Genomic DNA, 26,710 nt, shown 5'->3' on the forward strand with positions numbered 1-26,710 from the left:
TTTTTTAGAATATTTTTTGTCCAGTGAGGTTTAGCTATGAAAATTGGTGTGTTTTGTCCGATTGGAAATAATGGCTGGTTGCTTTCAGAAAATGCACCGCAATATAAGCCAACATTTGAGTTAAATAAACAGATTGTACAGCGTGCAGAACATTATGGTTTTGATTTTGCATTGTCCATGATTAAACTGCGTGGTTTTGGTGGTAAAACTGAATTTTGGGATTATAACTTAGAAACGTTTACATTAATGGCAGGTTTGGCCGCAGTCACCAGTAAAATTAAAATTTTTGCGACAGCCGCGACTTTGGTGATGCCGCCAGCCATCGTGGCACGTATGGCGTCAACGATTGATTCAATTTCAAATGGACGTTTTGGGCTAAATGTTGTGACGGGATGGCAACCACCAGAATATACCCAAATGGGACTATGGCCAGGGAATGATTATTTCTCTAAACGTTATGATTATTTATCTGAATATGTCGAAATTTTACGTGAGCTTTGGGCAACTGGAGCATCTGATTTTAAAGGCGAGTTCTTCCAAATGGAGGATTGCCAAGTAAAGCCAATGCCACAAGCAGATATGAAAATTATTTGTGCAGGCCAGTCTGATGCGGGATTAGCGTTCTCTGCAAAATATGCAGATTATAATTTTGTCTTTGGTAAAGGGTTAAATACACCAACCGCCTACGCTGAAATCAATGACCGTTTAAAAGTACATACCGACCAAACTGGAAGAGATGTACAAACTTATGTTTTGTTTATGGTGATTGCCGCAGAGACAGATCAACACGCCATGGCGAAATGGGAGAACTATAACCAAGGTGCAGATCTAGAGGCGATTAATTGGTTAATGAACCAAGGTGGTAAAGATCAAACATCGGGTACAGATACCAATATTCGTCAAATGGCTTCAAGTGTTTCCCCCGTCAATATCAACATGGGAACAATCGTTGGTTCGTATGAAAATGTGGCTAAGATGCTGGACCAAATTTCTACAATTCAAGGTACTGAAGGGATTCTTTTAACTTTTGATGATTTTATACAAGGGGTTGAGGATTTTGGACAACGTATTCAGCCCTTGATGACTTGCCGTCAGGAGGTTGTTGCAAGCTATCAATCAGCTCAACCCATTTTGGAGAAAAGCGCATGAGTATGATGAATGACGCTAAAGCTGTAGAACATCTGGTCTGTACAGATTTTACCGCACATGCAGGAACGGGCAGAGTTTTAAAAGCAGAACCAGAATCAATTCAGCTTGCACCAGAACAAACGGCGCTTATTGTGATTGATATGCAAAATGCCTATACCTCAATTGGTGGTTATTTAGATTTGGCTGGTTTTGATGTTTCAGCCACTCAACCTGTGGTTGCCAATATTAAAAAAAGCATTGATGCAGCACATACCGCGGGCATCCAAGTGATCTATTTCCAAAACGGATGGGATCAGCAATATGTAGAAGCAGGTGGCCTAGGTTCTCCTAACTTTCATAAATCCAATGCCTTAAAAACCATGCGTAAAAATCCTGACTTACAAGGCAAATTATTGGCAAAAGGAGGTTGGGATTTTGCATTAATTGATGAGTTAAGGCCTCAAGCTCAAGACATTGTGATCGAGAAACCACGTTATAGCGGCTTTTTTAATACAGCGCTGGACAGCATTTTACGTGCCCGTGGTATTCGAAATTTAGTTTTCGTGGGTATTGCCACCAATGTTTGTGTGGAATCAACCCTCAGAGATGGTTTTTTCTTGGAATACTTTGGTGTGGCGCTTAAAGATGCATGTTATCAAGCGGGTCCTCAAACAGCGCAAGAGGCAGCCTTATATAACATTCAAACTTTTTTTGGATGGGTGTCTGACACGGCGTCATTTGTAAAGACTTTTAATACTCAACAGGCACAGCCAAATTCTGTGACTTTCAGTCAATCGGCTTAGTGGTTTTAAACTGGTTATTTGTCTATTGCCATATCTAGTATTGAAGTCTATGGCGAAGATGTTTTAAGGAAAAATAAAGGAATTTAAAATGTCGAAACAAGTTGTGATCCCAATAGGTACAGCTAAGCCCCTAGCACCTTATGTGCCAGCAACCAAGGCAGACAATATTGTTTATGTCTCAGGTACGTTGGCTTTTGATGAAAATAATGATGTGGTGTGTGTCGGTGATGCCGCAGGGCAAACCCGGCATATTTTAGAAACCATTAAAAGCGTCATCGAAACTGCAGGTGGGACGATGGATGATGTTACGTTTAATTCAATATTCGTCAAAGATTGGGCGGATTATGCCGCAGTAAATGTGGTCTATGCTGAATATTTTCCCAATGATAAACCCGCTCGATATTGTGTACAAGTCGGACTGGTTAAACCTGAAGCCTTAGTAGAAATAGCATCTGTCGCACATGTGGGATAGAGCATGTCTAGATTTGTCTATGCGTTTTAATCATTTTTTTCAAAAAGAATTTTAACCTCAATGAACATTTGCGCATTGGGGTGGGAGCGTCATGATGCAAATGATCAAACAGGAAAGTGCACTTGCTGGTGAAATAATTGAGTTTAACACGCCGTGTGAAGCCAATGTCCATTTAGAAATCGATCAAGCTATTTTTAGACAAGGTATGTCTAATCTAGGTGCTGCGGTCAATGTGATCACCACCAAAGGTAATGCAGGGCAGGCAGGTTTTACTGCATCTGCAGTGTGTAGTGTAACGGATTCACCTCCAACCTTATTGGTATGTCTCAATCGGACTGCTTCGGTATATCACACTTTTTCTGAAAATAAAGTTTTATGTGTCAATACATTGGGTTCAAATCAAGCCGAATTGTCGAATCTCTTTGGTGGCAAAACACCGATGCAACACAGATTTGCGCAAGCTGAATGGAGTGAACTGGTGACAGGTTCTCCCGTGTTAGATAACGCCCTAATTTCATTTGATTGTGAAGTGGTATCCAGTCAAGTGGTCGGCAGTCATGATGTATTGTTTTGTCAGGTCAAAGCAATTCGTCACAACCCAAGTTTAAATGCGCTTCTATATTTCAAACGCAGTTACTGTGAACCTCAAAATGTATGTTGATCTCTCAATATGGGGACTTAGAAAATGGCGACAAAAGAACCATGGTTTACATCATTTAAACCATACACAGGAAATTTAGATCAAACCCCTGTGCAAATTGATGAATATTTACCTGCTGGAAAAAGTATTGTTTTGGGCTTGCAACATGCTTTTGCAATGTTTGGTGCAACGGTTCTTGCCCCTTTGCTAATGGGCTTTGATCCCAATTTAACCATATTTATCACGGGTATTGGCACGATTCTATTCTTCTTGATGACAGGTGGAAGAATGCCAAGTTATCTCGGATCGAGTTTTGCATTTATTGGTGCTGTCGCTGCTGCAACAGGCTATGCTGGAGTGGGATCAAATCCGAATATTGCCTTGGCTTTGGGGGGGACCATCGCTTGTGGCTTAGTGTATGCCGCGATTGGTTTAATTGTCATGAAGACTGGAACAGGTTGGATTGAAAAGTTGATGCCACCGATTGTTACGGGTGCAATCGTGATGATCATTGGACTAAATTTGGCACCCGTCACCATTAAAAGTGTTTCAGCAAATTCATTTGATACTTGGATGGCAATTCTAACCATTCTGTGTATCAGTGCGATTGCTGTATTTACCCGAGGCATGATGCGTCGCTTATTATTGTTGTTGGGTTTGGTCTGTGCCTATGTCTTATATTTTATCCTTGCCAATGTAATGGGCTTTGGCAAAGCTATCGATTTTGCAGTCATTAGCAATGCTGCATGGTTAGGCCTACCACATTTTGTTGCACCTACGTTTAATGCCAATGCCATGCTGTTAATTGCGCCCGTGGCAATAATTCTGGTCGCTGAAAATTTAGGTCACTTTAAAGCAGTATCTGCAATGACAGGCCGTGATTTATCACCTTATATGGGACGTGCTTTTTTTGCCGATGGTGTATGTACCAGTTTATCAGCTTCTGTTGGTGGGACAGGCATGACCACCTATGCTGAAAATATTGGGGTTATGGCCGTCACTAAAATTTATTCAACGACTGTCTTTGTGATTGCTGGGATCTTTGCCATTTTGTTGGGCTTATCACCTAAATTTGGAGCTGTAATTAGTACTATTCCTGTTGCGCTTTTAGGTGGTGCTTCAATTGTGGTGTTTGGTTTAATCACAGTGGCTGGTGCAAAGATTTGGATTGATAACAAAGTTGATTTCACTAAAAACAGTAGCTTAATTATTGCTGCGGTCAGCTTGATCATGGGGGCAGGTAATTTTAGTGTACATATTGGTTCATTTGATCTTGGTGGAATCGGTACAGCAACTTTGGCCGCAATTTTATTAAATCTATTTTTAAATCGTGGAGAAAAACAGCCTGATGAGATCAAGCTAGAATCAAGTGATGCTGAAGAGTCCTTATCGCAGTCTTCTTAAGGCAAAGGGATAAGATTGTGACTTCAAATGATTAAACAGCAGATTTTACCGTGAAAAGCGTGGCATTCATTGGTTGTGGGGAATGGGATTACGTATGACATCTCATTGAGCAAAAGTTTGTACACGAGTGAAAGTATGAAATCGTGATTTTGCAAAGGCCAATCATATGCATAAAAATTGGGACGCTTGCAGTGAGTTTGTAAGAAGTGCCACAAGCAGATGTGATTTTTCCTTGTTTGACTATAAGCACGAGAACAGAATATAGGGCGTGAATTCAAGCTTTCATATTGCAATTTTAAAGCGATTGTAGGGGAAATTCTTATCCATATTTATGGATGAAATTTATACAGATATTGTGGTTTTTTATAGTGATGCCCTATGCGACAAATTTTGTCGCATAGGGCATTTCTCTATCTAGTATTTAATTCTCCAATAAATATAATAGAACCTGTAAGCACGATGAGATTTAAAATATGAAAGACTGGATTAAGATACGCGAAATTCTAAAAAATATTCAAAATCGACAAAATAAAAATCAGGCTATTTACTTAGTCGGTATGGTTGATTTAAACGAATTGGATATTTCATGGTTGATTGATGAAGACTACATTGAAATTGATGATGCTATTTCTTACTTAGATAATAGGGATATTGTTTTTATTAAGGATTTAACTTTTAAGGGTAAAAAATTGCTCTATCAGCTCAGTATTTAAATCTATTCTTATAACAACCAATGAGGGCGTTTTATAACAATAATGAAGAATTAAAATAAATAATAATTTAATTTTTTATTTTAATAAGAACAAACAAAATATAAATCTTTATTATAATAATTTGATAAATATAAATAATAATAAAAAATATGATAATTAATAATTTTAATCCAAATCAATATTCAATTATTGATTTGGATTTTTTATATTATGCAACCCCGAAATTGATGCTTTAGTTATCATTCACGAATTAAAACTTGTTAATTTGTTGAACACTCGCTAAAAGTAATGATGTTTATACATTGGCAATAAAAAGGATTTTAGGATGAAACGTCCAAAGCATATTGATAAAGCTGAATGGGAAGCACGTTGTCAGTTGGCAGCCCTTTATCGCTTGATTGCTCACTATAGAATGACCGATTTGATTGATACCCATATCAGTTTACGTGTCCCGCATGAGCCTGATCATTTTCTGATTAACCGCTATGGGGTGACATTTGATCAGATGAAAGCATCAGATTTGGTGAAGATTGATCATGAAGGGAATATCGTGGCCGATTATGATCAAGGGAAGATGGTCAATGTCGCAGGCTTCGTCATTCATTCTGCCTTACACCATGCCAAAGATGATATTCACTGTGTTATTCATACCCATACGGCAGACGGGATTGCGGTGTCTGCACAAGAAAAAGGTTTATTGCCTTTATCGCAACATGCACTGAAATTTTATAATAATATTGCTTATCATGAATATGAGGGCATTGCGTTTTCCACCGCAGAGCGAGAGCGTTTGGTTGAGGATTTGGGCAATTACCGTTGCATGATTTTACGTAATCATGGTTTGCTCGCCACTGGTAATAGTATCGCAAGAGCATTTCACGAAATTTACTTTTTAGAACGGGCTTGTCAAGTTCAGATCAAAGCCATGAGTAGCTCGAAACTTCATTATCCGAGTAAGCAAATATGTGAATATACGGTGAAGCAATTTGAAAGTGATGCTGCTGAACCAATTATTCAGGCCGCTTGGAATGCTGCTCTATCATTGATTAAAGATCAGAAAAAAAATTATTGTGCTTAAACACTGCTGCTAACTTATTCAATAAGCTCGACATAAAAAACCTCCATATATTACATACGGAGGTTTTTTATTGCATACGGATTAGCTGTTTAAATCAAACCAAATAAACTGGCTATCTTCATGTGCAGTGAGTGTTGAATCTTCGTCAAATAAATAAGCATCACCTGCTTTAACGACTTGACCCGCAATATCAATTTCACCGTCGATCACATGTACATAGTTAAATTTTTGGGTTGCTTTCACTTCAAGTGTGTGACCTTTTTCCAAATATGCCGCTTTAATTTCAGCATCTTGACGAATATGCATCGGCGCATTGTCATTTGGCCCCACAATCAATTGCCATTCATTAGGTGATTTTTTAGGATCACGTTCAATTTGTTGATAATTTGGTTTAGCATCTTGAACATTTGGAATCACCCAAATTTGTAGCATATGAACGGCTTCATCACCTTGGTTGATTTCACTGTGTTGTACACCTGTACCCGCACTCATCAATTGCCATTCACCCGCATGGATATGACGTTCATTTCCCATACTGTCTTTGTGTGAAATGGTACCTTTGAGTACACAGGTCAAAATTTCCATATTGTCATGTGGGTGAGTACCGAAACCTTTATGTGCTGCAATGGTATCATCATTGATTACACGTAAAGAACCAACACCCATATATTTAGGATCGTACCAGCTACCAAAAGAGAAACTATGTTTGGTGTCTAACCAACCCATTTTTACGTGACCACGGTTTTCGCTGTGATGTAAAAAAGTATTCATCTCAAGTCTCCAATTCTTTATTTTTTAACATGAGTGAATATTAATATTTAAGTAATTGGGATGAAATAGCAAAATAGCAACATATTGTTTTGTTTTTAGAACGATCAGTTTTTTATCTTTTGCAATAAAAAAACCAGTGTATGCACACTGGTTTTCATTTCATCAAGTATAAGATTATTCTAGGAATTTAACCGTTACACCTGATTTAACTTTTTTACCTAAGTCATTGGCATCCCAGTTGGTCAAACGAATACAACCATGTGAAGCTGTTTTCGAAATTGCAGATGGGTTTGGCGTACCATGAATACCAAATGATTTCTTACTCAAGCCAATCCAGATATTCCCTACAGGGGCATTTGGACCAGGTGGTAATGATAATGGTTTTAAGTTTTTGCCTTGTACAAAGTTACTTGGCGAGTAACTATACCAAGGGTTGCGTGCAACACCGGTAACTTTATACGTTCCTGTTGGCGATGGCGTATCAGAACTACCAATCGTGGCAGGGAATGAGCCGACCATTTGGTTTTGCGCATTAAATAAATACAATTGTTTCGCGCCTTTATGCGCCACAATTAAATGGATATTTTCAGGCAATTCGTTACGGATATTGGTGACAACGATCTTTTCACCAACTTTGTTAAATGTTGCTTTAGGATTAAGTTTCTTTAAGAACTCTTCATCCATATGGAATTTTTCACCCAGCATTTCGGTGACACGGGTGTAATACAAACCTGGCATTTTTGCTTGTAAAGCATAATCACGTGGAATTGATTTTGCATAAGGACCTTTTAGATCTTCAGCAGTTATCGTGTATTCTACAAAAGCAGGTTTATTGCCTTGTTGAGAAATTAATGCATCCCAAGTTTCTTTGGTCAGCTCACCCGTTGGTTTAATGCCATTCATTTGTTGGAATGAAGCAATGGCTTTCAGCGTATTCATACCGCTTGAACCATCAATTGCACCAGGTGAAGCATGTGCATTATTTAACATGACATGGGCACGAGCATAGACAGGGAATTGACCCTTGCCAATATTTTCGTACCATTCTGCATTGTTGATTCCATCTAAAGTCCAAGATGCTTTAGGCGCGTTGGGATTGCTTGCCGTTTTTGCAGTCGTGGTCTGTGGAGCCGATGGGGCAATAGCAGTACCTGAGTTTTTATCCTCAGTTTTTTCTAAATTTTGTAGCGTGTTTGCAGCTTTGTCTAAGTCTTGTTGCTCTTGCTGGCTTATCTGTGTTTCTACACTTGAAGCAGAACTGTCAATAGCAAGTGGATCAATAGGATCTTCAACGGGAGCAGCAACTTTTTTAGGCGTTAGAGGTTGCTCAGCTGTAGATGCAGCAAAAGCTGTACCTGTTAATAAACAGCTTAAACTCAAAGCAAGAATTGAGCGAACGAACATGTAGATCAACCTTAAGAATTATTCATAATTTATGACTAAAAATCTGTGTAAGTATTGCAGAAATTATAAGGTGTTGCAGTATTTGTTTTGTGTTAATCATTTTTTTCTATAGACATTTTCTCTGTCAGCTGGTTTTGTTTTATTTTCGTATACCAAACGAAATTTAAATCAAAGTTATAAAATCGGGTCTGTTGACAATTCGTCTACGTTTGCGACTACGTGTGTTTTTTAGGCGATACTAGGCACGGAGTATGAAATTTAGTCATTCTAAATGAGTAGTTCGTAACGACGTAGCGGCAAAAAACACGCTAGTCCCGAAGGGTTGTGGCTAAAATTATCTCAGCCTACGTTATGAAACTCGAAAATAGTCTCGCTATTCTCTTTGTTTCATGCCTTGCCTGCTCAATTTTAACCTACAACGCAAGCCATTTATGAAATGTCAACAGACCCTAAACTTTATTGAGAAAAATTTTCTAGAAATGGTTATGTAGCAGGCCTTTTTGCTATGATGGGGCGAATTTAATTTTTGATTGGGAAAGTAAATGACGACCTTAAAAAATGATCGTTTTCTACGTGCCTTATTGCGTGAACCTGTAGATACGACTCCAGTTTGGATGATGCGTCAGGCTGGACGTTATTTACCAGAATATCGTGAAACACGTGCGAAAGCAGGTGATTTTCTTTCTCTTTGTAAAAATACAGAATTTGCTTGTGAAGTGACTTTACAGCCTTTGCGCCGTTATGAGCTTGATGCCGCAATTCTATTTTCAGACATTTTGACTGTTCCCGATGCTTTAGGTTTAGGGCTTTATTTTGAAACAGGTGAAGGTCCTAAATTCCATAAAACAGTTCGTACTGAACAGGATGTGGCAAATTTACCCAAATTCGATGCCAAATCTGATCTGGCTTATGTGATGAATGCAGTTTCAACCATTCGTTCAGCTTTGGGTGGTCAAGTGCCTTTAATTGGTTTTTCGGGAAGTCCGTGGACCTTGGCAACCTACATGGTGGAAGGTGGTTCAAGCAAAGACTTCCGTTTTACCAAACAGATGATGTATGCACAACCTGAAGTTTTACATGCTTTATTAGATCGTTTAGCCGATGCTGTAATTGACTATTTAAATGCTCAAATTGAGGCAGGTGCTCAAGCTGTACAAATTTTTGATAGCTGGGGTGGCGCATTAGCGCATCGTGAATATCTAGAATTTTCACTCAAATATATGCAGAAAATTGTTGCAGGATTAAAACGAGAGCATGAAGGGCGTAAAGTACCTGTGATCTTATTTACCAAAGGCGGTGGTCAATGGTTAGAGCCAATGATTGCTACAGGTGCAGATGCATTTGGCTTAGATTGGACAACCCCATTAAACGTGGCTCGCCAAACAGTCAATGGACGAGCAGCGCTACAAGGAAATCTAGATCCTGCAACATTGTATGGTTCAGCTGATTCTATTGAAAAAGCAACCAAAGCCATGTTGGATGATGCATATGCCAATGGTGAGAAAACAGGTTATATCGCTAACTTAGGTCATGGTATTACACAATGGGTTGATCCTGAAAAACCAAAAGCATTTATTGACACTGTACACCAATACAGTGCCAAATATTTAGGTTAACTTATTGTTGTAAATGCATTTATGATCTATTTTAAATCATTATATGAATTTTTATTTAAGGCAGCATCGGCTGCCTTATTTGGTATTTTATTGCTGATTGCATTTGTCATTACGGCAAGCATGGGCAGCCATGAATTTTATGGTTTGTTTCGTTATGACTATTTATTGTTATATGCGTTGATCATTCAAGCCTGTTTATTGTATTTAAAATTAGAATCCTGGGCAGAAGCGAAAGTTATTGCTTTATTTCATATCATGGCCATGGCTATGGAAATATTTTTAACACACCCGCAAATTGCCTCTTGGCAATATCCGCAACCTGCCGTTTTTAAACTTTTGACTGTGCCTTTATTTGCAGGATTTATGTATTCGGCAGTCGGTAGTTTTTTTGCACGTTCACTGCGTTTGTATCAGGTTTCTTTTTTAAATTTGCCTAGTTTTGCCAATATGTTGAGTCTGGCAGTATTGTCATATATCAATTTTATGAGCAAATTCTTTATTCCAGATTTTCGTAATGTATTGTTCATTTGGAGTGTGGTAATTTTTTGGAAAACAAAAATTCGCTTTAAATTACAACAGCATGAATTTCAGCTTCCGATGTTACCGGTATTAGTTGTTTTGGCATTTATAATTTGGGTTGCTGAAAATATTAGTACTTTTAATAAAATTTGGTTGTACCCGAGTCAGGTGGATGCATGGCATATGGTGGGGTGGGGTAAGCTTGGCTCGTGGTATTTACTGTTACTTTTGAGTCTGGTTTTAGTACTTGAAATTCTCGGAGATCGCAATAAAAAGGGTGAATGGTCACTAAAAAAGTACAATAAATAATTCCGTAATTGTCATATTTAGATTTGCTTATCTAAATTTATGTGATAAATCTAAATAGGTGTAATCAAACTTACACATTAAGGAAAATAACAATTTACATATGTTGAATTAAAACAATGCATATGAAAATTCTGGAGAATTATATGTTAAAAAAAATCGCTTTGGCTGCTGTATTGGCTACGGGTTCAAGTGTTGCTATGGCTGATCCAGATGTGGGTTGTGGTTTAGGATCGCAAGTTTGGGCTGGTCAATCTGGAAAAATACCTAAGATTTTAGCGGCAACCACCAATGGTCTTTTAACTAACCAATTATTAGGTATTACGTTTGGTACTTTAGGTTGTAATGGCAATGGTAAAGTGACTGCGCAAGTTGTGACCTTTACCAATGAAAACTCAGAAGCACTTGCACGTGATATGGCTGTAGGACAAGGTGAAAGTCTTAACGTACTTGCTTCATTGTTAAACGTTAAAGATGCAGATAAAGCACGTTTTAATGCTGTAGCGAAGTCAAACTTTGCAAGTATTTATTCAGCAGAAAATCAAAATTCTCTACAAGTATTAGCTTCACTTCAACAAGTGATGGCAAAAGACGAAGTATTAAAAGCTTACGTTTAATTGCGTCAAAAACCCTGCCTTGTTGCAGGGTTTTTTTATTTAAATTTTATCAAACACATATTATTGAAAAATGAATCAAGCATGAGTGAACATTGGGCGAACTTTTGTATTGAGCCGACATTTTTTAATTGCGCAGTTTTATAATATATCTATATAAATTGATGATTGAATGAAATATTTAGCACTTAGTTTAAGCTTACTCAGTTCATTGTTTACCGTTCATTTGCATGCGGAATCACTTTTAGAGAATCAGCAGGCATTAGAAAACGCATTAAAACTAGCACAACAAAAACAATTAGCCAGTCATATTACATGGAAACGTTTACTTTATGCTGAAGATGCCTCTGCTAAAGACTTAAATCACAAAAATGCAGGTCACAAAAACACAAATCAAAGCGAAGTCAGTTATTCAGGTTATTTTTTTGCTCAAGATGGTCGACAGAACATCCAAAATGAAATGAATGCAGATATCACTGCACTATTTCAAGTCGCCGATGACAATCAATCCATTCGTTGTAAATTTCCTGCACGTAGTCAATGGCTGATGCAACAACTGAATATTTCACAACAACAATTACCCGTTGTGTCCTGTACTGAGTTTGATCAATGGTATGCACAAATCAAACCCTACCAAGTGACCTTAATTTATGCGACTGATTTTATGGGCAATCCAAGCTCAATGTTTGGACATACCTTGCTTCGTCTCGATCCTAAAGATCAAAAGCAGCTCAACTTAGTCTCTTATGCTGTGAATTATGCAGCCACAGTAAACAGCGATGATAATTGGTCTTATGCATGGAAAGGGTTAGTTGGGAAATATCCTGGCGAATATTCTTTAATGCCTTATTATCGCAAAGTGAAAGAATATGGTGATTTTGAAAGCCGTGATCTTTGGGAATATGAACTGAATTTAAATCCTGAAGAGACCGCTTTTTTGGTAAAACATATTTGGGAAATGCAAAAAGTCAGTTTTCCTTATTATTTTGTCAGCGATAATTGTGCCTATCGTTTATTGGGGTTGATTGATTTAGTCCGTCCAAGCTCGAATTTACGCAAGCAATTTACATATGCAGCGATCCCGATTGAAACTATTAAAGCCGTAGAGCAACAGGGATTAGTACGAGAAGCGGTATATCGTCCAGCGTTAGAAACACAATTAAATTCGCAGGCCAAACAACATGGTCATGCTTTGGCAAAAAAAGCCCATGCAATTGCGCTATTAGAACCACAACAGATGCAAGCGGCTATCGCTGATTATGATGATCAAGATCGTGCAAAAATATTAGAAATGGCCTATGACGATTTATATTTACAATTCGTTGCTCGTCAGGTCGATGCAAGCTTTACTCAACCGCGTTTTAGACAACTCTTAGGCTTACGTAGTCAAATCCCTATAGAGAAACAACGCTTAGCACCTCAGCGTCCGAAAGTTGATCCAGTCAATGGACATGATTCACGTAAGTGGTCCGTGGAAGCGGGTGAGGTTCAGAATGAAAAATTTGTACAAATTGGTCATCGTCAGGCCTATCACGAACTAAAAGATCCACAGGGCGGTTTCCGTACAGGCACACAATTGTTGTTTCTGGATGGTGCAGCACAATGGCGAGATGATCGTCTTAAACTCGAACATCTCGACTTATTAACAGTAAACTCTTATAACCCCATTACCCCGTTTAAAATGCCAATAACATGGGGTTTTACTTTGGGTTGGCAGCAAGAAGCCATTCAAAATGGACAATTTACTGACCAGCAACAACATGGCGTGGTCAGTGCAAAAGCCCAATCTGGTTATACCCTTGCAGATGATGATCGTAAGCATCTCTGTTATGCGGAATTGCAAACACAGCTTCAAGCAGGTACATCATTGGATAAAGGCTGGCGTGTTGGACTAGGACCAACATTGGGCTGTCAAAACATATGGTCAGATCGTTTAAACAGTATTGTTCAAGTTGAATTACCTTATTGGCAAGATTCAAGTGAGTGGAATTTACGTATCCAGAGCACACTGCAATATTCGCTCAATCGTCAAAATTCATTAAACGTCAATTGGGAATACCAACAACAAAACCAACTCGATTGGCAAAAAATTGGTTTAGGTTTTGTACATTATTTTTAAAGATGGATCTGGCAAATTGGATTTTGAATGTCATTTCGAGAGTAGAGCTTTGAGAATGACATGTTGAGATAGGTATTAATCGATCGCAAGCCAAGGATGTTTATACGAGTAGATTATTGATCCTCATACTTAGAATCTGCTGCCAATTGTTTAGAAAAGGGCTTTTGGTTTTTATAAAGAAATCACCTTGGTACAGTTGCTTGACTGTATCAAGATAACCGGCATCGACAGCATCTTCCAACTCTTTAAAATCCGCATGAATTTCTGCCTGTATTTGATAGGTTCTTGCACAGATTAATTCGCCAACCTTATTTTTTAAATAAGAAATCTCAGATTTAAGCGTATTTAAACTGATCTGTTCATCGCCATAGAGATAAATATGTAACTGCTCTAAAGTTAAACCCATAGGATTTAGAATCAAAATACAGATGATTTCAAATTGTCGTGGCGTTAAAAGGATCGACTGATCATTGATCATTATTTTCTGTGGTACTGAAAACGCATGGATGGTTAAACGATTAAAGGGCTGTGTATATAATTTTTGTGCAATGATCTCGGCGCATTGTGTAACAGCCAATTGTCCAAAAATATTTGCTTGATTTAAGCTGTGAAATAAAACCACTTCACCACAGGCTTCCCCTGATGTTAAATCAAGAATAGGCGCACTATAAATATAGTGTTCTGGCTTTGTTTCTAAATCCTGATCTTGTTGGAATCCTGCGAATTGATCTGTATTCACTGAACACCACAGTAGATTTTGTTGCATATCTCTGATTTGTATAACAACAGCAGCGAGCAGCGCCGTATTGAGTAAATCCTGCTGACATTGAATCAGTGCGGATTGTAATGCTTGCTGGGAACGTGAGTTTGCTTGGGTAGGGGTTAAATTTTCCTTTTTGCTTGTTGGTTTTTTAGCAGGTGGTTTTGAGTCCATCGCATAATCCATTTATGCATATATACTAAATAATATCTTAAATTAAATAAACAAATAACAAAGTAAATAAAATATATAAATTTCATTATTTTTCTTTTAATTATTCAATTTTCAATAACTTTTTCCGATTCTCTATGATGTGGGCTATTCAACTTTTCTCCTACCTTTGTTTGATAGATTCATTTAAAAGCAGTTTTTAACAACTGACAAGACGTGATGTTCATGGGATTGAACAAAAAACATTGACGTCATCCAAGGAAAGGCACTTTTTTTGCTTATACAAAAGAAGGCAAATTAAAAAGGAACGATGATGGACGCTCGAAATGAACAATCAACTATCGTAAAAACAGAAGATTCCAAAGAATATTTTGCTCAACGAGAATTAAAAAAAGGTGCTGTTGGCTGGTTACTCTTGGTCGGTTTAGGAATTGCCTATGTGATTTCAGGTGACTTTGCTGGATGGAACTTTGGTATCGCACAAGGCGGTTGGGGCGGTATGTTTGTCGCAGTGATTTTTGCTGCGATTATGTATTTATGTATATGCCTGTCGATGTCAGAAATGTCGACCATGCTTCCTACAGCAGGTGGTGGATACAGTTTTGCTCGTATGGCTTTTGGACCATTTGGCGGTTACTTAACAGGAACAGCGATTCTGATCGAATACGCCATCGCTCCAGCAGCAATCGCGACCTTTATTGGTGCATATTGTGAATCCTTATTTGGAGTGGGTGGATGGTTAATTTATTTAATCTGTTATTTGGTTTTTATGGGGATTCATTTAAAAGGCGCAGGTGAAGCACTTAAAATCATGTTTGTGATTACCGCAATCGCAGTGGTTGCAGTGGTGGTATTCCTTGTTGCGATGATTCCTCACTTTAACAGTGCCAATCTATTCGATATTGCAGTTGACTCATCTAAAGCTGGTGCGAGTAGCTTTTTACCCCAAGGTTATATAGGAATCTGGGCAGCAGTACCGTATGCAATCTGGTTTTTCCTTGCTGTAGAAGGTGTTCCTTTAGCTGCAGAAGAGGCCAAGGATCCGGCTCAATCATTACCACGCGGTTTGATTGGTGCAATGCTGATCTTGGCTGCTTTTGCTATCTTGATTTTAATATTGAGTGCAGGTGCAGCAGGTGCAAGTGTACTTAAAGATTCAGGTGCACCTTTGGTGGATGCGCTGGTTAAAGTATATGGGCACGGCATGTTGGCGAACTTTGTAAACTTTGTTGGCTTAGCAGGTTTAATCGCGAGTTTCTTCTCGATTATCTATGCCTATTCGCGGCAAATTTTTGCACTTTCTCGTGCGGGTTATTTACCCACGTCTTTATCATTGACCAACAAAAATAAATCACCATATTTAGCCGTGATTATTCCGGGGATTATTGGCTTCTTATTGTCATTGACCAAACAGGGGGATTTACTGATTTTGATTGCGGTATTTGGTGCGACGATTTCTTATGTTTTAATGATGATGGCGCATATCAAATTACGTATTTCACAACCTAATGTGTATCGTCCATATCGAACACCTGGTGGTATTTTTACCTCCAGTATTGCGTTGATCTTATCAATTGTCGCCGTGGTTGCGGGTTTCCTGGTTGATCCTAAAGTCTGGTTTATCGCTTTGGGTATCTATGTGGTCTTCATTGTCTATTTTCTTGTTTATAGTCGTCATCATCTGATTTCAGGCACACCAGAAGAAGAATTTGCCAGCATTAAGGCAGCAGAACAGGAATTATAATTATGAGTTATCGTTATAGCGTTGCTCAGCAACAATATATTTTCCAAGATTTAAAAACCTTAATGGCTAAGGCTACTCCATTACGTTCTGGTGATGAGTTGGCAGGTGTTGCTGCCAGTAATGCAACGGAACGTGTGGCAGCACAGATGGCTTTGGCAGAAGTCCCGTTAAAAACTTTTTTAAATGAGACGGTTATCGACTATGACAAAGACGATATTACGCGTTTAATTATTGATGAGCATCGTGCTGATTTGTTTGCGCCAATTGCGCACTTTACTGTGGGTGATTTTCGCAATTGGTTGTTGAGTGAAGATGCAACTTCTGAAAAATTGGCCAATTTAGCCATGGGTTTAACGCCAGAGATGGTTGCTGCTGTGAGTAAAATTATGCGTAATCAGGATTTAATTTTGGTTGCAAGTAAATGTGAAGTGGTGACGCAATTTCGCAATACGATTGGTTTAAAAGGTCATTTATCAACCCGCTTACAACCAAATCATCCAACCGATGATGTATTGGGTATTTCGGCCAGCCTATTGGATGGCTTGATGTATGGTAATGGTGATGCTGTGATAGGAATTAATCCTGCCACAGACAACTTACATAATTTGTCAGAGTTATTGAAGTTACTCGACCATATTATTCAAGAATATGAAATTCCTACGCAATCTTGTGTGTTAACCCATATCAGTTCTGGGATTCAACTTGCAGAACGTAATATTCCAATTGATTTAATGTTCCAATCCATTGCGGGTACGCAATTGGCCAATGAAGGCTTTGGTGTTACCTTGGATTTACTTCAGGAAGGTTATGAGGCGACTTTAGCACTCAACCGAGGAACAATCGGTAAAAATGTCATGTATTTTGAGACTGGACAGGGCAGTGCCTTATCCAGTAATGCGCATCATGGTGTGGACCAGCAAACTATTGAAGCACGAGCTTATGCCGTGGCACGTAAATACAATCCATTATTGGTCAATACTGTGGTTGGGTTTATCGGTCCAGAGTATTTGTATGACGGGAAGCAGATTATTCGTGCAGGGTTGGAAGATCACTTCTGTGGCAAATTACTCGGTGTACCTATGGGTTGTGATATTTGTTATACCAACCATGCGGATGCAGATCAAAATGACATGGATGTGTTACTCACGCTATTTGGTGCTGCGGGAATTAACTTTATCATGGGAATTCCAGGTTCGGATGATGTGATGTTGAATTATCAAACCACATCATTCCATGATGCTTTATATTTACGCCAGTTAATGGGATTAAAACCTGCCCCTGAGTTCTCGGCTTGGTTAGATCAGCAAGGAATTTTGCACCAAGAACAACGGCAAATTCATTGGCCAAGCAGTATGCCAAAAAACTTTGCTAAATTATTATCATAAAAAGGAGAGTAAACCATGAAACTCTCAAAACTTGAAACTTTTCCAAATGGCTTTCATGAAGATCCTTGGCATAAGTTAAAACAATATACTGATGCTCGTATTGCGATGGGAAGAGTAGGATGTAGCATTCCAACTCAAGAACTGCTTAAGTTTCAACTCTCTCATGCACAGGCCAAAGATGCTGTTTTTCACCAATTAGATACTGAAAATATGCAAGCTCGGCTTAGAGATTTAAAATTTGAAAGTCTCATTGTGGAAAGTAAAGCAACCGACAAAGAAGTATATTTAAAACGTCCCGATTTGGGCCGTGAGTTATCGGAACAGGCTCAAACTCAGCTCACGACTTATGTGCAACAGCACCCACAGCAATATGATGTATGTATCGTGGTTGGTGATGGCTTATCAGCACGAGCAATAGAAGAGAATGCCATTGCCTATATCAATTCCTTACGTGAACATATTGATGCTGAAGGCTGGAAACTGGCGCCGATTGTGCTTGCAACTGGGAGTCGTGTGGCATTAGGCGATGAAGTTGCACAAAGTTTTAATGCACCCTTATTGATTATGTTGATAGGCGAACGGCCTGGTCTAAGCTCACCTGACAGTATGGGGGTGTATTACACTTGGAAAGCGCGAAAAGGCAGTATGGATTCAAGCCGAAACTGTATTTCCAATGTACGACCTGCAGGGCTGAGTATTCAAATTGCCACACAACGTTTGATGGCATTGATGCGTAATTCATTTAAATTACAACTTTCAGGGGTCGATTTAAAAGATGACCACGTTGTTCCATTACAAAGCGATGAGCATCCTAAAAAATTATTATTCTAACGGCTAAATTTTTATATCTTGAACAAAGCAGTGCCTTGATGTTTAAGGCATTGCTTTTTGAATACATGAGTATTTGTTCAAGCTTAAGCGTTGTATAAACCTTTAAATTTAGAAAAAATAAATCAAAAAACTAAGTGTATTTCTCTGAAATATCCTACATTTAATTTCTGTTATGACTCGGCGTTTTTTATTGAATACGCTTGATGCGTCATTTCAGCAAAGTCTATTTTTGAACTGAAAAAGACATTTTGACGATCCACTTTTTGCACAATTTAGATCATGCTGTTGATGGTATCGCAAGCATATATCGACATGCTTCGAGAAACTAATTCGATCGAACTATCAGAAAAAAGGGATGCAATGACATGTAAATGAGTCGAAATGACCTATGGAATTAAACCCAGTTAAGTAAAATTCTAATAAGCGCACCAGCTAAATTAAAAAAATGATAATCAGCCAGAGGTAGGATCAACCATGGGCATTTTAAAAAAATTTATTAAATCGAGTGTGTATCATGAGCCATTACCTATTCGCCGTGATGTCAGATTTAATTTACCCGCAGAGCGAATCGCAGATTGGCATACCACCGCAGGTCCAATTTTTACCGCATTGCTAAATACATTTTCTATTGTCTTGCCTATTGGCGAACGCTTCTTTATTGATGCGGTAAGGGCACATCGTGATTTAGTCCAAGACCCAGAATTACAAAAAGCGGTGACGGCTTTTATTGGTCAAGAAGCGATGCATGGACGTGAGCATGAAGAATATAACCAAGCCTTATTTGCACGCTCACCGATTGCACCAAAATTTGAAGCATTGGTTTTAGAGATTTTTGGTCTGCTTAAACAGCACTTACCTGCATATTTTTGGCTCAGTGGAACAATTGCATTAGAACATTTTACTGCTTTATTGGCAGATTCTGTATTACGGACACCTGAGTTATTTGAAGGTGCTGAAGAACATTATGCCAATATCTGGCGTTGGCATGCTTTTGAAGAAACAGAACATAAAGCTGTGGCTTTTGATGTATGGAATACCGCAATGGGGCATGGTCCTTATGCCTATGCTGTTCGTAGTTTTGGATTGGTGGTCGCAACGATTGTGTTCTGGGGCTTAGTGATTCCTGTATTCTTGACCATTGTTAAAGGAGAAGGGAAGTTAAGTGATTTATCTAGCTGGAAAAAGACCTATCATTATACCTTTGGTGGCATAGGCGTATTGAGAAAGCAATTGGGAAATTATATCGATTATTTCCGTCCAAACTTCCATCCGTGGGACCATGAGAATCGTCAATACATGCAACAAATGGAACAATTGATTTATCAATTGGCTGAAAAAAAATAATCAAATATCATATTTAAAGGATTGTCTGTGTGTTTGTGATATATCGCACAGCACATGATTTTGAACAGCTTATCGAGTAGATCATCATGGTGATTTACTCGACTAGCTTTAAATCTGTATGAATTAGAAAAACTTGAGAAAAATGATTCAACCCAATCATTGATACAAACTATTTAAATAATGTGCCTGCTTGAGAAAGGATCTTTTTGCCTTTTTGAGTGACTTCTAATGTGACATCTGCTGTTTCATTTGAACCTAAAACATTACGATAAACCACATATTGATATGTACCACTGTTAAAAATGTAGTGGTGATCGCCGCCTGAACCATCCATTTCAACACGACCTTGATTTAAAATCAGATCAGGTTTTGCAGCTTGGGACTGTTTTGTTCCCCAAGATGCATAACGGTATTTACCATTGGGCATGGCATCTATACGCACTTGAAATTTGGCGGTTTTAAACTGCAATTCAGGTGTTTTAAAATTTTTAACTGATGAATGTAATTGATTTTTCTGTTGTGAAATCAGTTGTGCTTTATATTTTTGTTCAGCATCACTACTGTAGTTGATGGCTTTAATTTTATGACCATCTAACCATATTGTGCCACCATTGAGCATCACACCACGCCAACCCATACTTTCCCATTGTGATGGTTTTGAGTTGGCGATCTCTTGAATAAGTTGAGTATCAAACACTTGGTTAAAGCGTTGTTTCATCTGGGTTGCATTGGCAATACTTGGGATGGGTTCTTCACGATGTAAGGGATAGGTAATGTTGTTTGAAATCGCGGTGATATTTTTATTTTTAAATAATTTAATGACACTTTGCACATCTTTTAATTCGTTGGCATTTAGATTGTCGGCAAAGGCGCTAGTGGCAGTTAACGCTGAAATCAAGATCAGTAAATTTTTCATTTAAAATATGGTATAAGGCTGAGATAATTTAAATCATATAGTTTTAAGTGGACAATAAGCGAATGTTTTACAAATATAAGCTATAGGAAAGCAAAAAAATCACAAGTTTTACTGATTCAAACTTCAACCACAACAAAATATTTTTTAACTGCTTCAATCACTTCAAATGTACCGATAAATGAAGGTGGGATAATTCCTGCTTCACCAGCTTTAATTTCTACAAATGATGATGTGTTTTTATCATGCAAACGTACAGTACCTTCAATTAGCTGAAAAAATTCCTGTTTATTGTCTGCAAATTGAATATCCCATGCACCGACCTCGCATTGCCAAATACCACAATTCATATTGGGATGTTCATACAAACTTTGCGTGAGTCGTTTGGGATTTCCTTTAACCAATCGCTCTGCACGAGGATAATCGATAGTGGTTTCACTGTGCGTTAAACCATGACCTGCCAACCAAATTAAAGACATTGTAAAACCCTATCGTAAAATAAAGCCTCAATAAAATGAGGCTTTGCTATTTATATTGCTTTTTGAATGATTAGTCTTAATGCGCTTCAGGCACGGCAGATAAAAACTCACGACGTGCTTCTTTATCTGTTTTAAAATCACCGACAAATGACACGGTACGTGTGGTCGATTCTTGTTTGCTGACACCACGCATCATCATACACATGTGCGCTGAATCAATCACCACCGCAACACCACGTGCTTGAGTAACTTCAGCCACTGCATCTGCAATTTGCTTGGTCAACTGTTCTTGAATCTGTAAACGGCGCGCAAACATTTCTGTGATACGGGCAAATTTAGACAGTCCTAAAACATTGCCAGAAGGGAGATAGGCAATATGTACACGACCATGAAAAGGCAATAAATGATGCTCACATAACGAATAAAATTCGATATTCTTTACCAAGACCATTTCATCATTATCAGAAGGGAAGACCGCATTATTGGTCACTTCTTCCAGCGTTTTGCTATAGCCAGACGTCAAGTACGAAAAAGCTTTAGCCGCACGCATAGGCGTATCTTTCAGACCAGGACGGTCTAAGTCCTCGCCAACGGCAGTTAAAATATTCGCGTAGGATTGCTGCATAGACATAAAACGTGTTCACTTATACGGTTTGAACAAGGACGGCATTGTATCAGAAAAATGAATAATATTTTCTAATTACAAGATAAACCGACACTTAAGAGAGTTTTGATCATTTAAAACAAATGATCATGGATTTCCATTTGATTTTGGATTTCTTTCAGCACGTTTCAGTAAAACCAAAACTGCGCCTGTGCCACCTTGTTTTTCAGGAGCACTGACAAAAGCTAAAACATCACGATGTTGACGAAGCCAGCCATTCACATAAGTTTTGAGTATGGCTTCTGGGCCTTTGCCATGGACAATTTTAATGACATTTTGGTTTTCATCTTTTGCCATTTGAATGATTTGCAATACAGCAGAGCGTGCTTCTTCAACAGTACAACCATGTAAATCAACAGCTTCAAACCAGCGTAGATTACCAGCTTTTAAGTCTTCAAAAACTTTATGTTGTAGTGTTGCGATGCGATAGCTTAAAGCCGCCTGACTTGCAACAGGATTTAAAATCGCTTGAGTATCTGACAATTCTGCATCATTAATTTCAAATGCACCTTCAGCCGCCGCGCGTTTGGCAAGGGTTTTTGCATCTGGTTTTTTGCGCAAATCACTACGCTCGATTTTGGCAATATTGCCGTTATCGAGTTTGGTTACACCGCCGAGTGCGGTTTTAAACAAATCAGCATCATCTAACTCTTCAGGTGCTGTTACTTGTGCATTCTTACTTTCAGGTTGCACTGCAACTTTTGAAGAATGCGGAGGAGTGATTTGTTTTTTGAATTGTTTTAATAAATCAAGCTGTGATTTAGAGAATGTGGAATCAGATTTACTCATAATTGCAAAAAACAGTAAATGGACGGTATTAGGCGCTCAGTATAGTCTGAATCTTGTCAAATTTGAACTGAATTGAATTCACACCGTTATATCTGCGTTGATCGTGACTTGAATGTTGGGAATTTAAAAATTTATAGGATGAGTGGGAGAAATATGAAAACAGGGTGAGCGAACTCACCCTTTGACTTTTAATTACACTGTTTCAGGCAGACCAAACAACGCATTAAATGCATGATCAGGGCGTGGTTGCTTCATAAAGCTTTCACCCACAAGGAATGAATGAATATCATGCTCTTGCATCATGCGCACATCATCTGGCGTTGCAATACCACTTTCAGTGATCAGTAAACGTGATGGTGGAAGTAACTTCTTCAAACGCAATGAGGTATTTAAATCGACATCAAAGGTTTTTAAATTACGGTTATTCACACCCAGTAAACAACGCTCTGAAAGTTGCAATGCACGTTCCAGTTCAGCTTCATCATGAACTTCAACCAAAACATCAAGGTTCTGCTCAAATGCGGTCTTTGACATTTCTTCAAGTTGTTGATCTGACAAACAAGCCACAATCAATAAAATACAGTCGGCATGTAAAGCACGTGCTTCGATAACGCCGTATGGATTAATCAAAAAATCTTTACGTAGCGCAGGTAATTCACAGTGACTACGTGCAATCTGAATATTTTCATCAGCACCTTGAAAGAAATCTAAATCTGTTAAAACAGATAAGCAGGCTGCACCGGCTTGCTGGTATTGTTGAGCAATTTCAGCAGGGTTAAAGTTTTCACGAATCACCCCTTTTGATGGCGAAGCTTTCTTAATTTCAGCAATTACACCTGGGCGTTTGCTGTATAAAGATTTTGCAAAACCACGCACAGGCGTTGCAGCTTGGGCAAGCGCTTCAACATCGTTTAAACTACGTTGTTTTAAACGTTGAGCAAATTCTTCGTATTTACGATCAACAATTTTACCCAACATTGTATTGGCAATATCCACCATGATAACGTCCTCTAATCCTTAAGCTTCATACTCTTTGAGTGTTTTGGTAAATTCAGACAAAATGCCCATTTTTTCTAAAGCTTGCCCACCATAGATAATATCATGTGCTAAAGCGACACCTTGTTTATAACTCTTGGTCAGACCTGAAACATAGATACCAGCACCTGCATTTAATGCCAGCATACTGGCTGCTTTTTCACCTTTTGCTGATTTCTTCTTACCGAGTGCATCTTTGATTAATGCTAGGCTCTCAGCAGCACTATCAACAGAAAGACCAGTTAAGGTTTGAGATTCAATATCTACATCTTCTGGTTGAATCATCCATTCCGTGATTTCACCATTTTTTAATTCAGCAACATAAGTTGAGGAAGCCAAACTGATTTCATCTAAGCCATCTTTAGAATGAACCACCATGACATGTTCAGCCCCCAGTTGTTTTAAAACTTCGGCCAATGGTCGACACAATTCTGTAGAAAATACACCAATCACATAGCGACGTACCCCAGCCGGATTCGTAAGCGGGCCAAGGAGATTGAAAATACTACGGAAGCCCAATTCTTTACGAGGACCAGCCGCATATTTCATTGCTTTGTGATGATTTGGGGCAAATAAGAAGCCAACCCCCATTTCACGGATGCATCGTTCTGTCTGGTGCATATTTAAATCAAGGTTAATCCCAGCCTGTTCTAAAAGATCAGACGAGCCTGATTTAGAAGAAACACCACGATTTCCATGTTTTGCAATAGTTGCACCTGCTGCCGCAATAACAAATGAAGAGGCAGTAGAGACGTTAAATAGGTTTTGTCCATCACCACCAGTGCCAACAATATCAATTAAATGCGGGATATCACCCACATCAATTTTAATTGCAAACTCACGCATTACACGTGCGGCAGCGGTGATTTCGTCAATACTTTCACCTTTTAAACGAAGTCCCATCATAAATGCACCAATTTGGGCATCTGTGGCTTCACCACGCATGATGGTACGCATCACTTCTTCCATTTGAGGTTGAGTGAGTTCGATATTTTTAGTGATGTTATTTAAAGCTTGTTGAATATTCATTATCTTGTACTACGCATATTAAGCATAAATTTCTAAAAAGTTTTTAAAGATCTGATGACCATGTTGACTCAGAATGGATTCTGGATGGAACTGCACGCCTTCAATTGGCAATGTCTTATGTTTGACACCCATAATTTCTTCGATAGAACCATCTGGTTCATTGGTCCAGCAAGTAACTTCCAGACATTCAGGCACACTGGCTTGATCAATCACGAGTGAATGATAACGTGTTGCTGAAAATGGAGAAGGTAAGTTGCTGAAGATCCCTTGGTCACTATGATACATGTCGGATAAACGACCATGCATCACCGTTTTGGCGCGAACAATTTCACCGCCAAAAGCCTGACCAATTGCTTGGTGACCTAGGCATACACCGAGTGTTGGAATTTTTCCTGCAAAATGCTGAATTGCAGGGATAGAGATTCCTGCTTCAGAGGGTGAGCAAGGACCAGGACCAATCACTAAGTACTTTGGTTGCCATCGTTCGATATCCTCTAAGGTCACGGCATCATTGCGAACAACTTTAACGTCTTGGTTTAACTCGCCAAAATATTGGACAATGTTATACGTAAAGCTATCGTAATTATCGATCATTAGAAGCATATCAAACTTAACCTTTTGAAATATATTGCTTAATGTGTAGACTGGTTGTGAAGTTACTCACAATGTTACTCACTTTGCTAAGTGTCTATTTAAACAACAGCTTTTACAAAAAGCCGCTATCTAAGCGGCTACTTTAGCAGATTTTTTACATTTTGTGGCTACAGCTTCATTCACATCACTATTTAACCAGAAACTAAGCACATCCTCCTTTTGATGAGGGAGGTGATTCTGTTATTTATTCGATCTCAAAGCGAAGGTTCCTTTTTGAATTAATTATTAGTATCTTGTTTTAAAATAAAACGTGAATTTATTATGAAAAAAACATTTTTATTCTTATTTTTACTTTCAAGCACAACTGTATATGCATATGAACAGGACGCTTGTCAGGTTATGAAAAATATGGCATCTATGTTAATGACCGAATACCAACAAGGTTTCGATATAGAAAATTATCTACAAGCTACAAGTGGGAAGTTATCGGAAAACCAATCTTTACTACTCATTGATATGATTTCTAATGCAAAACAATATCAAATATACGCTACTGATTTTGCTAAAGAGCAAGCTATTGAGAATTATGCAAATGAGTGGCGAGAAGATTGTGAAAGAAATATTGAACCTGAATGAGTTAATCTAAAGTTATTAAACCAACTGAGGGTGGTTTTTTACACCCCAAAAGTCAAATTTATAGACTTATAAAAACACTAGTTTAAGCGAACTTTATATGAAAATTTTAAATATAGTTTTAATTGCACTTACGTTTTATCTAGGATCAAACGTTCAAGCTCAAGAAGGGCAAAAAATTACAAATAATACAATGTTAGTCAGGTGGATGAGAGCACCAAAAGTCTCGTTTAAAAATGAATTATTAGACGGCTATGACAGGAATGTCGTAATCTCATTTAAAACTGATGCGAGTGGCAAGGTTGAACACGCTGAGGTGTTTAAAAGTAGTGGACTGGAAGAATTAGATCATAAAGTATTAAGGGCTGTTCAAATATCTAAATTACGAGTTTGGAATGAAGGGGAAGAGAAAACCAATTACCCAGCTCGTGCAAAGCAGCCTTTTCAATTTAATGTTTCAAGAGAAGTGAGATATAAAAGTGAACCAATGATTTTTGTAAAAAAATCAGATTTAAAGGGTGAAGATAGATCAATAACGATCTATGCAGAAGCTGATGATAATGGGAAATTAACTAAAGCCGAGATTACTGAAAGTAGCGGATTAACTAAATTGGATAATTATGTATTAAACGAATTTCGAGAAAAAGCAAGTTTTCTCCCATTAAGTATTAATGGCAAACCATATCCACTTAGAAAGACAAAAAAATTTACTTTTTCTTTAGTTTCAGCTAATGAAGGATAGTTTATTTCTT

The 26,710-nt window shown here is 38.3% G+C and carries 27 protein-coding genes; 17 read left to right on the forward strand and 10 right to left on the reverse strand.

The window, feature by feature from the left end:
• The first annotated feature begins 36 nt into the window (after positions 1-36).
• The 7 genes from rutA (at position 37) to GJV03_RS18490 (ending at position 6,238) form a co-directional block, all read left to right on the forward strand.
• Positions 37-1,149: a pyrimidine utilization protein A gene (gene rutA, locus GJV03_RS18460; RefSeq protein ID WP_151956753.1), complete on the forward strand. Its 1,113-nt coding sequence runs from the start codon at positions 37-39 to the stop codon at positions 1,147-1,149.
• Positions 1,150-1,154: 5 nt separating this feature from the next.
• Positions 1,155-1,931 carry a pyrimidine utilization protein B gene (gene rutB, locus GJV03_RS18465; RefSeq protein ID WP_154130791.1) on the forward strand — a complete coding sequence of 259 codons (777 nt, stop codon included), beginning with the start codon at positions 1,155-1,157 and terminating at the stop codon, positions 1,929-1,931.
• Between the two features lie 88 nt (positions 1,932-2,019).
• The gene (gene rutC / locus GJV03_RS18470) at positions 2,020-2,403 is read left to right on the forward strand and encodes a pyrimidine utilization protein C (RefSeq protein WP_151956754.1); all 384 of its coding nucleotides are present in this window, start codon (positions 2,020-2,022) and stop codon (positions 2,401-2,403) included.
• A 91-nt stretch (positions 2,404-2,494) separates the two neighbouring features.
• Entirely contained in the window at positions 2,495-3,064 is a 570-nt protein-coding gene (rutF, locus tag GJV03_RS18475) for an NADH-dependent FMN reductase RutF (RefSeq protein ID WP_154130785.1), read from the forward strand.
• 24 nt (positions 3,065-3,088) lie between these two features.
• Positions 3,089-4,447, forward strand: coding sequence for a pyrimidine utilization transport protein G (rutG, locus tag GJV03_RS18480; RefSeq protein ID WP_154130786.1), 1,359 nt, complete (start codon positions 3,089-3,091; stop codon positions 4,445-4,447).
• 473 nt (positions 4,448-4,920) lie between these two features.
• Positions 4,921-5,160 (forward strand): hypothetical protein, encoded by a 240-nt coding sequence (locus tag GJV03_RS18485; RefSeq protein WP_004724636.1) that lies wholly within the window; start codon positions 4,921-4,923, stop codon positions 5,158-5,160.
• Positions 5,161-5,485: 325 nt separating this feature from the next.
• Entirely contained in the window at positions 5,486-6,238 is a 753-nt protein-coding gene (locus GJV03_RS18490; RefSeq protein WP_105714097.1) for a class II aldolase/adducin family protein, read from the forward strand.
• 81 nt (positions 6,239-6,319) lie between these two features.
• On the opposite strand, the gene GJV03_RS18495 is transcribed toward GJV03_RS18490, so the two are convergent.
• Positions 6,320-7,009, reverse strand: coding sequence for a pirin family protein (locus tag GJV03_RS18495; RefSeq protein WP_154130787.1), 690 nt, complete (start codon positions 7,007-7,009; stop codon positions 6,320-6,322).
• 174 nt (positions 7,010-7,183) lie between these two features.
• Complete coding sequence (locus GJV03_RS18500) at positions 7,184-8,413, reverse strand: L,D-transpeptidase family protein (RefSeq protein ID WP_004724632.1); 1,230 nt, start codon at positions 8,411-8,413, stop codon at positions 7,184-7,186.
• A 542-nt stretch (positions 8,414-8,955) separates the two neighbouring features.
• Here GJV03_RS18500 and hemE point away from each other — a divergent pair.
• The 4 genes from hemE to GJV03_RS18520 all read left to right on the forward strand — a co-directional run bounded on the left by hemE (position 8,956) and on the right by GJV03_RS18520 (position 13,587).
• On the forward strand, positions 8,956-10,029 hold the full coding sequence (gene hemE / locus GJV03_RS18505; protein WP_034611784.1) for a uroporphyrinogen decarboxylase: 1,074 nt from the start codon (positions 8,956-8,958) through the stop codon (positions 10,027-10,029).
• A gap of 21 nt (positions 10,030-10,050) precedes the next feature.
• Positions 10,051-10,857 carry a DUF817 domain-containing protein gene (locus GJV03_RS18510; RefSeq protein WP_105714099.1) on the forward strand — a complete coding sequence of 269 codons (807 nt, stop codon included), beginning with the start codon at positions 10,051-10,053 and terminating at the stop codon, positions 10,855-10,857.
• A gap of 143 nt (positions 10,858-11,000) precedes the next feature.
• Entirely contained in the window at positions 11,001-11,471 is a 471-nt protein-coding gene (locus GJV03_RS18515) for a DUF3015 family protein (protein WP_151956758.1), read from the forward strand.
• A gap of 169 nt (positions 11,472-11,640) precedes the next feature.
• A complete protein-coding gene (locus tag GJV03_RS18520; protein ID WP_154130788.1) occupies positions 11,641-13,587 on the forward strand; it encodes a DUF4105 domain-containing protein in 1,947 nt (648 codons plus the stop codon).
• Positions 13,588-13,687: 100 nt separating this feature from the next.
• Here the strand turns inward: GJV03_RS18520 and GJV03_RS18525 are convergent, their stop codons facing one another.
• Positions 13,688-14,521 carry a helix-turn-helix domain-containing protein gene (locus GJV03_RS18525; RefSeq protein WP_151956760.1) on the reverse strand — a complete coding sequence of 278 codons (834 nt, stop codon included), beginning with the start codon at positions 14,519-14,521 and terminating at the stop codon, positions 13,688-13,690.
• Between the two features lie 310 nt (positions 14,522-14,831).
• On the opposite strand from GJV03_RS18525, the gene eat reads away from it, so the two are divergent.
• From eat to GJV03_RS18545, 4 genes are all read left to right on the forward strand, one after another.
• A complete protein-coding gene (gene eat / locus GJV03_RS18530; protein ID WP_004724619.1) occupies positions 14,832-16,262 on the forward strand; it encodes an ethanolamine permease in 1,431 nt (476 codons plus the stop codon).
• 2 nt (positions 16,263-16,264) lie between these two features.
• Entirely contained in the window at positions 16,265-17,647 is a 1,383-nt protein-coding gene (locus GJV03_RS18535; protein ID WP_105714104.1) for an ethanolamine ammonia-lyase subunit EutB, read from the forward strand.
• A gap of 15 nt (positions 17,648-17,662) precedes the next feature.
• Positions 17,663-18,478 carry an ethanolamine ammonia-lyase subunit EutC gene (gene eutC / locus GJV03_RS18540; protein ID WP_004724616.1) on the forward strand — a complete coding sequence of 272 codons (816 nt, stop codon included), beginning with the start codon at positions 17,663-17,665 and terminating at the stop codon, positions 18,476-18,478.
• Positions 18,479-18,952: 474 nt separating this feature from the next.
• Positions 18,953-19,822, forward strand: a complete 870-nt coding sequence (locus tag GJV03_RS18545) for a metal-dependent hydrolase (RefSeq protein ID WP_105714106.1) — start codon at positions 18,953-18,955, stop codon at positions 19,820-19,822.
• A gap of 169 nt (positions 19,823-19,991) precedes the next feature.
• Here GJV03_RS18545 and GJV03_RS18550 read toward each other — a convergent pair whose 3' ends face one another.
• The 7 genes from GJV03_RS18550 to GJV03_RS18580 all read right to left on the reverse strand — a co-directional run bounded on the left by GJV03_RS18550 (position 19,992) and on the right by GJV03_RS18580 (position 25,334).
• Complete coding sequence (locus tag GJV03_RS18550) at positions 19,992-20,738, reverse strand: hypothetical protein (RefSeq protein WP_154130789.1); 747 nt, start codon at positions 20,736-20,738, stop codon at positions 19,992-19,994.
• A 116-nt stretch (positions 20,739-20,854) separates the two neighbouring features.
• Positions 20,855-21,214, reverse strand: a complete 360-nt coding sequence (locus tag GJV03_RS18555; protein ID WP_105714108.1) for a cupin domain-containing protein — start codon at positions 21,212-21,214, stop codon at positions 20,855-20,857.
• 76 nt (positions 21,215-21,290) lie between these two features.
• A complete protein-coding gene (folE, locus tag GJV03_RS18560; RefSeq protein ID WP_171064926.1) occupies positions 21,291-21,839 on the reverse strand; it encodes a GTP cyclohydrolase I FolE in 549 nt (182 codons plus the stop codon).
• 126 nt (positions 21,840-21,965) lie between these two features.
• A complete protein-coding gene (locus tag GJV03_RS18565) occupies positions 21,966-22,667 on the reverse strand; it encodes a Smr/MutS family protein (protein WP_034611770.1) in 702 nt (233 codons plus the stop codon).
• A 192-nt stretch (positions 22,668-22,859) separates the two neighbouring features.
• Entirely contained in the window at positions 22,860-23,666 is an 807-nt protein-coding gene (trpC, locus tag GJV03_RS18570) for an indole-3-glycerol phosphate synthase TrpC (protein ID WP_004724604.1), read from the reverse strand.
• An 18-nt stretch (positions 23,667-23,684) separates the two neighbouring features.
• On the reverse strand, positions 23,685-24,731 hold the full coding sequence (gene trpD / locus GJV03_RS18575) for an anthranilate phosphoribosyltransferase (protein ID WP_004724601.1): 1,047 nt from the start codon (positions 24,729-24,731) through the stop codon (positions 23,685-23,687).
• A gap of 18 nt (positions 24,732-24,749) precedes the next feature.
• Complete coding sequence (locus GJV03_RS18580) at positions 24,750-25,334, reverse strand: aminodeoxychorismate/anthranilate synthase component II (RefSeq protein WP_105714109.1); 585 nt, start codon at positions 25,332-25,334, stop codon at positions 24,750-24,752.
• Positions 25,335-25,646: 312 nt separating this feature from the next.
• On the opposite strand from GJV03_RS18580, the gene GJV03_RS18585 reads away from it, so the two are divergent.
• Both GJV03_RS18585 and GJV03_RS18590 read left to right on the forward strand, forming a co-directional pair.
• Positions 25,647-25,961 (forward strand): hypothetical protein, encoded by a 315-nt coding sequence (locus GJV03_RS18585; RefSeq protein ID WP_004724597.1) that lies wholly within the window; start codon positions 25,647-25,649, stop codon positions 25,959-25,961.
• 97 nt (positions 25,962-26,058) lie between these two features.
• Positions 26,059-26,700 carry a TonB family protein gene (locus tag GJV03_RS18590; RefSeq protein ID WP_154130790.1) on the forward strand — a complete coding sequence of 214 codons (642 nt, stop codon included), beginning with the start codon at positions 26,059-26,061 and terminating at the stop codon, positions 26,698-26,700.
• Positions 26,701-26,710: the final 10 nt, after the last annotated feature.

It is taken from the genome of Acinetobacter sp. RIT698 (genome assembly GCF_009668065.1).
GTDB classification, from domain to species: domain Bacteria; phylum Pseudomonadota; class Gammaproteobacteria; order Pseudomonadales; family Moraxellaceae; genus Acinetobacter; species Acinetobacter guillouiae.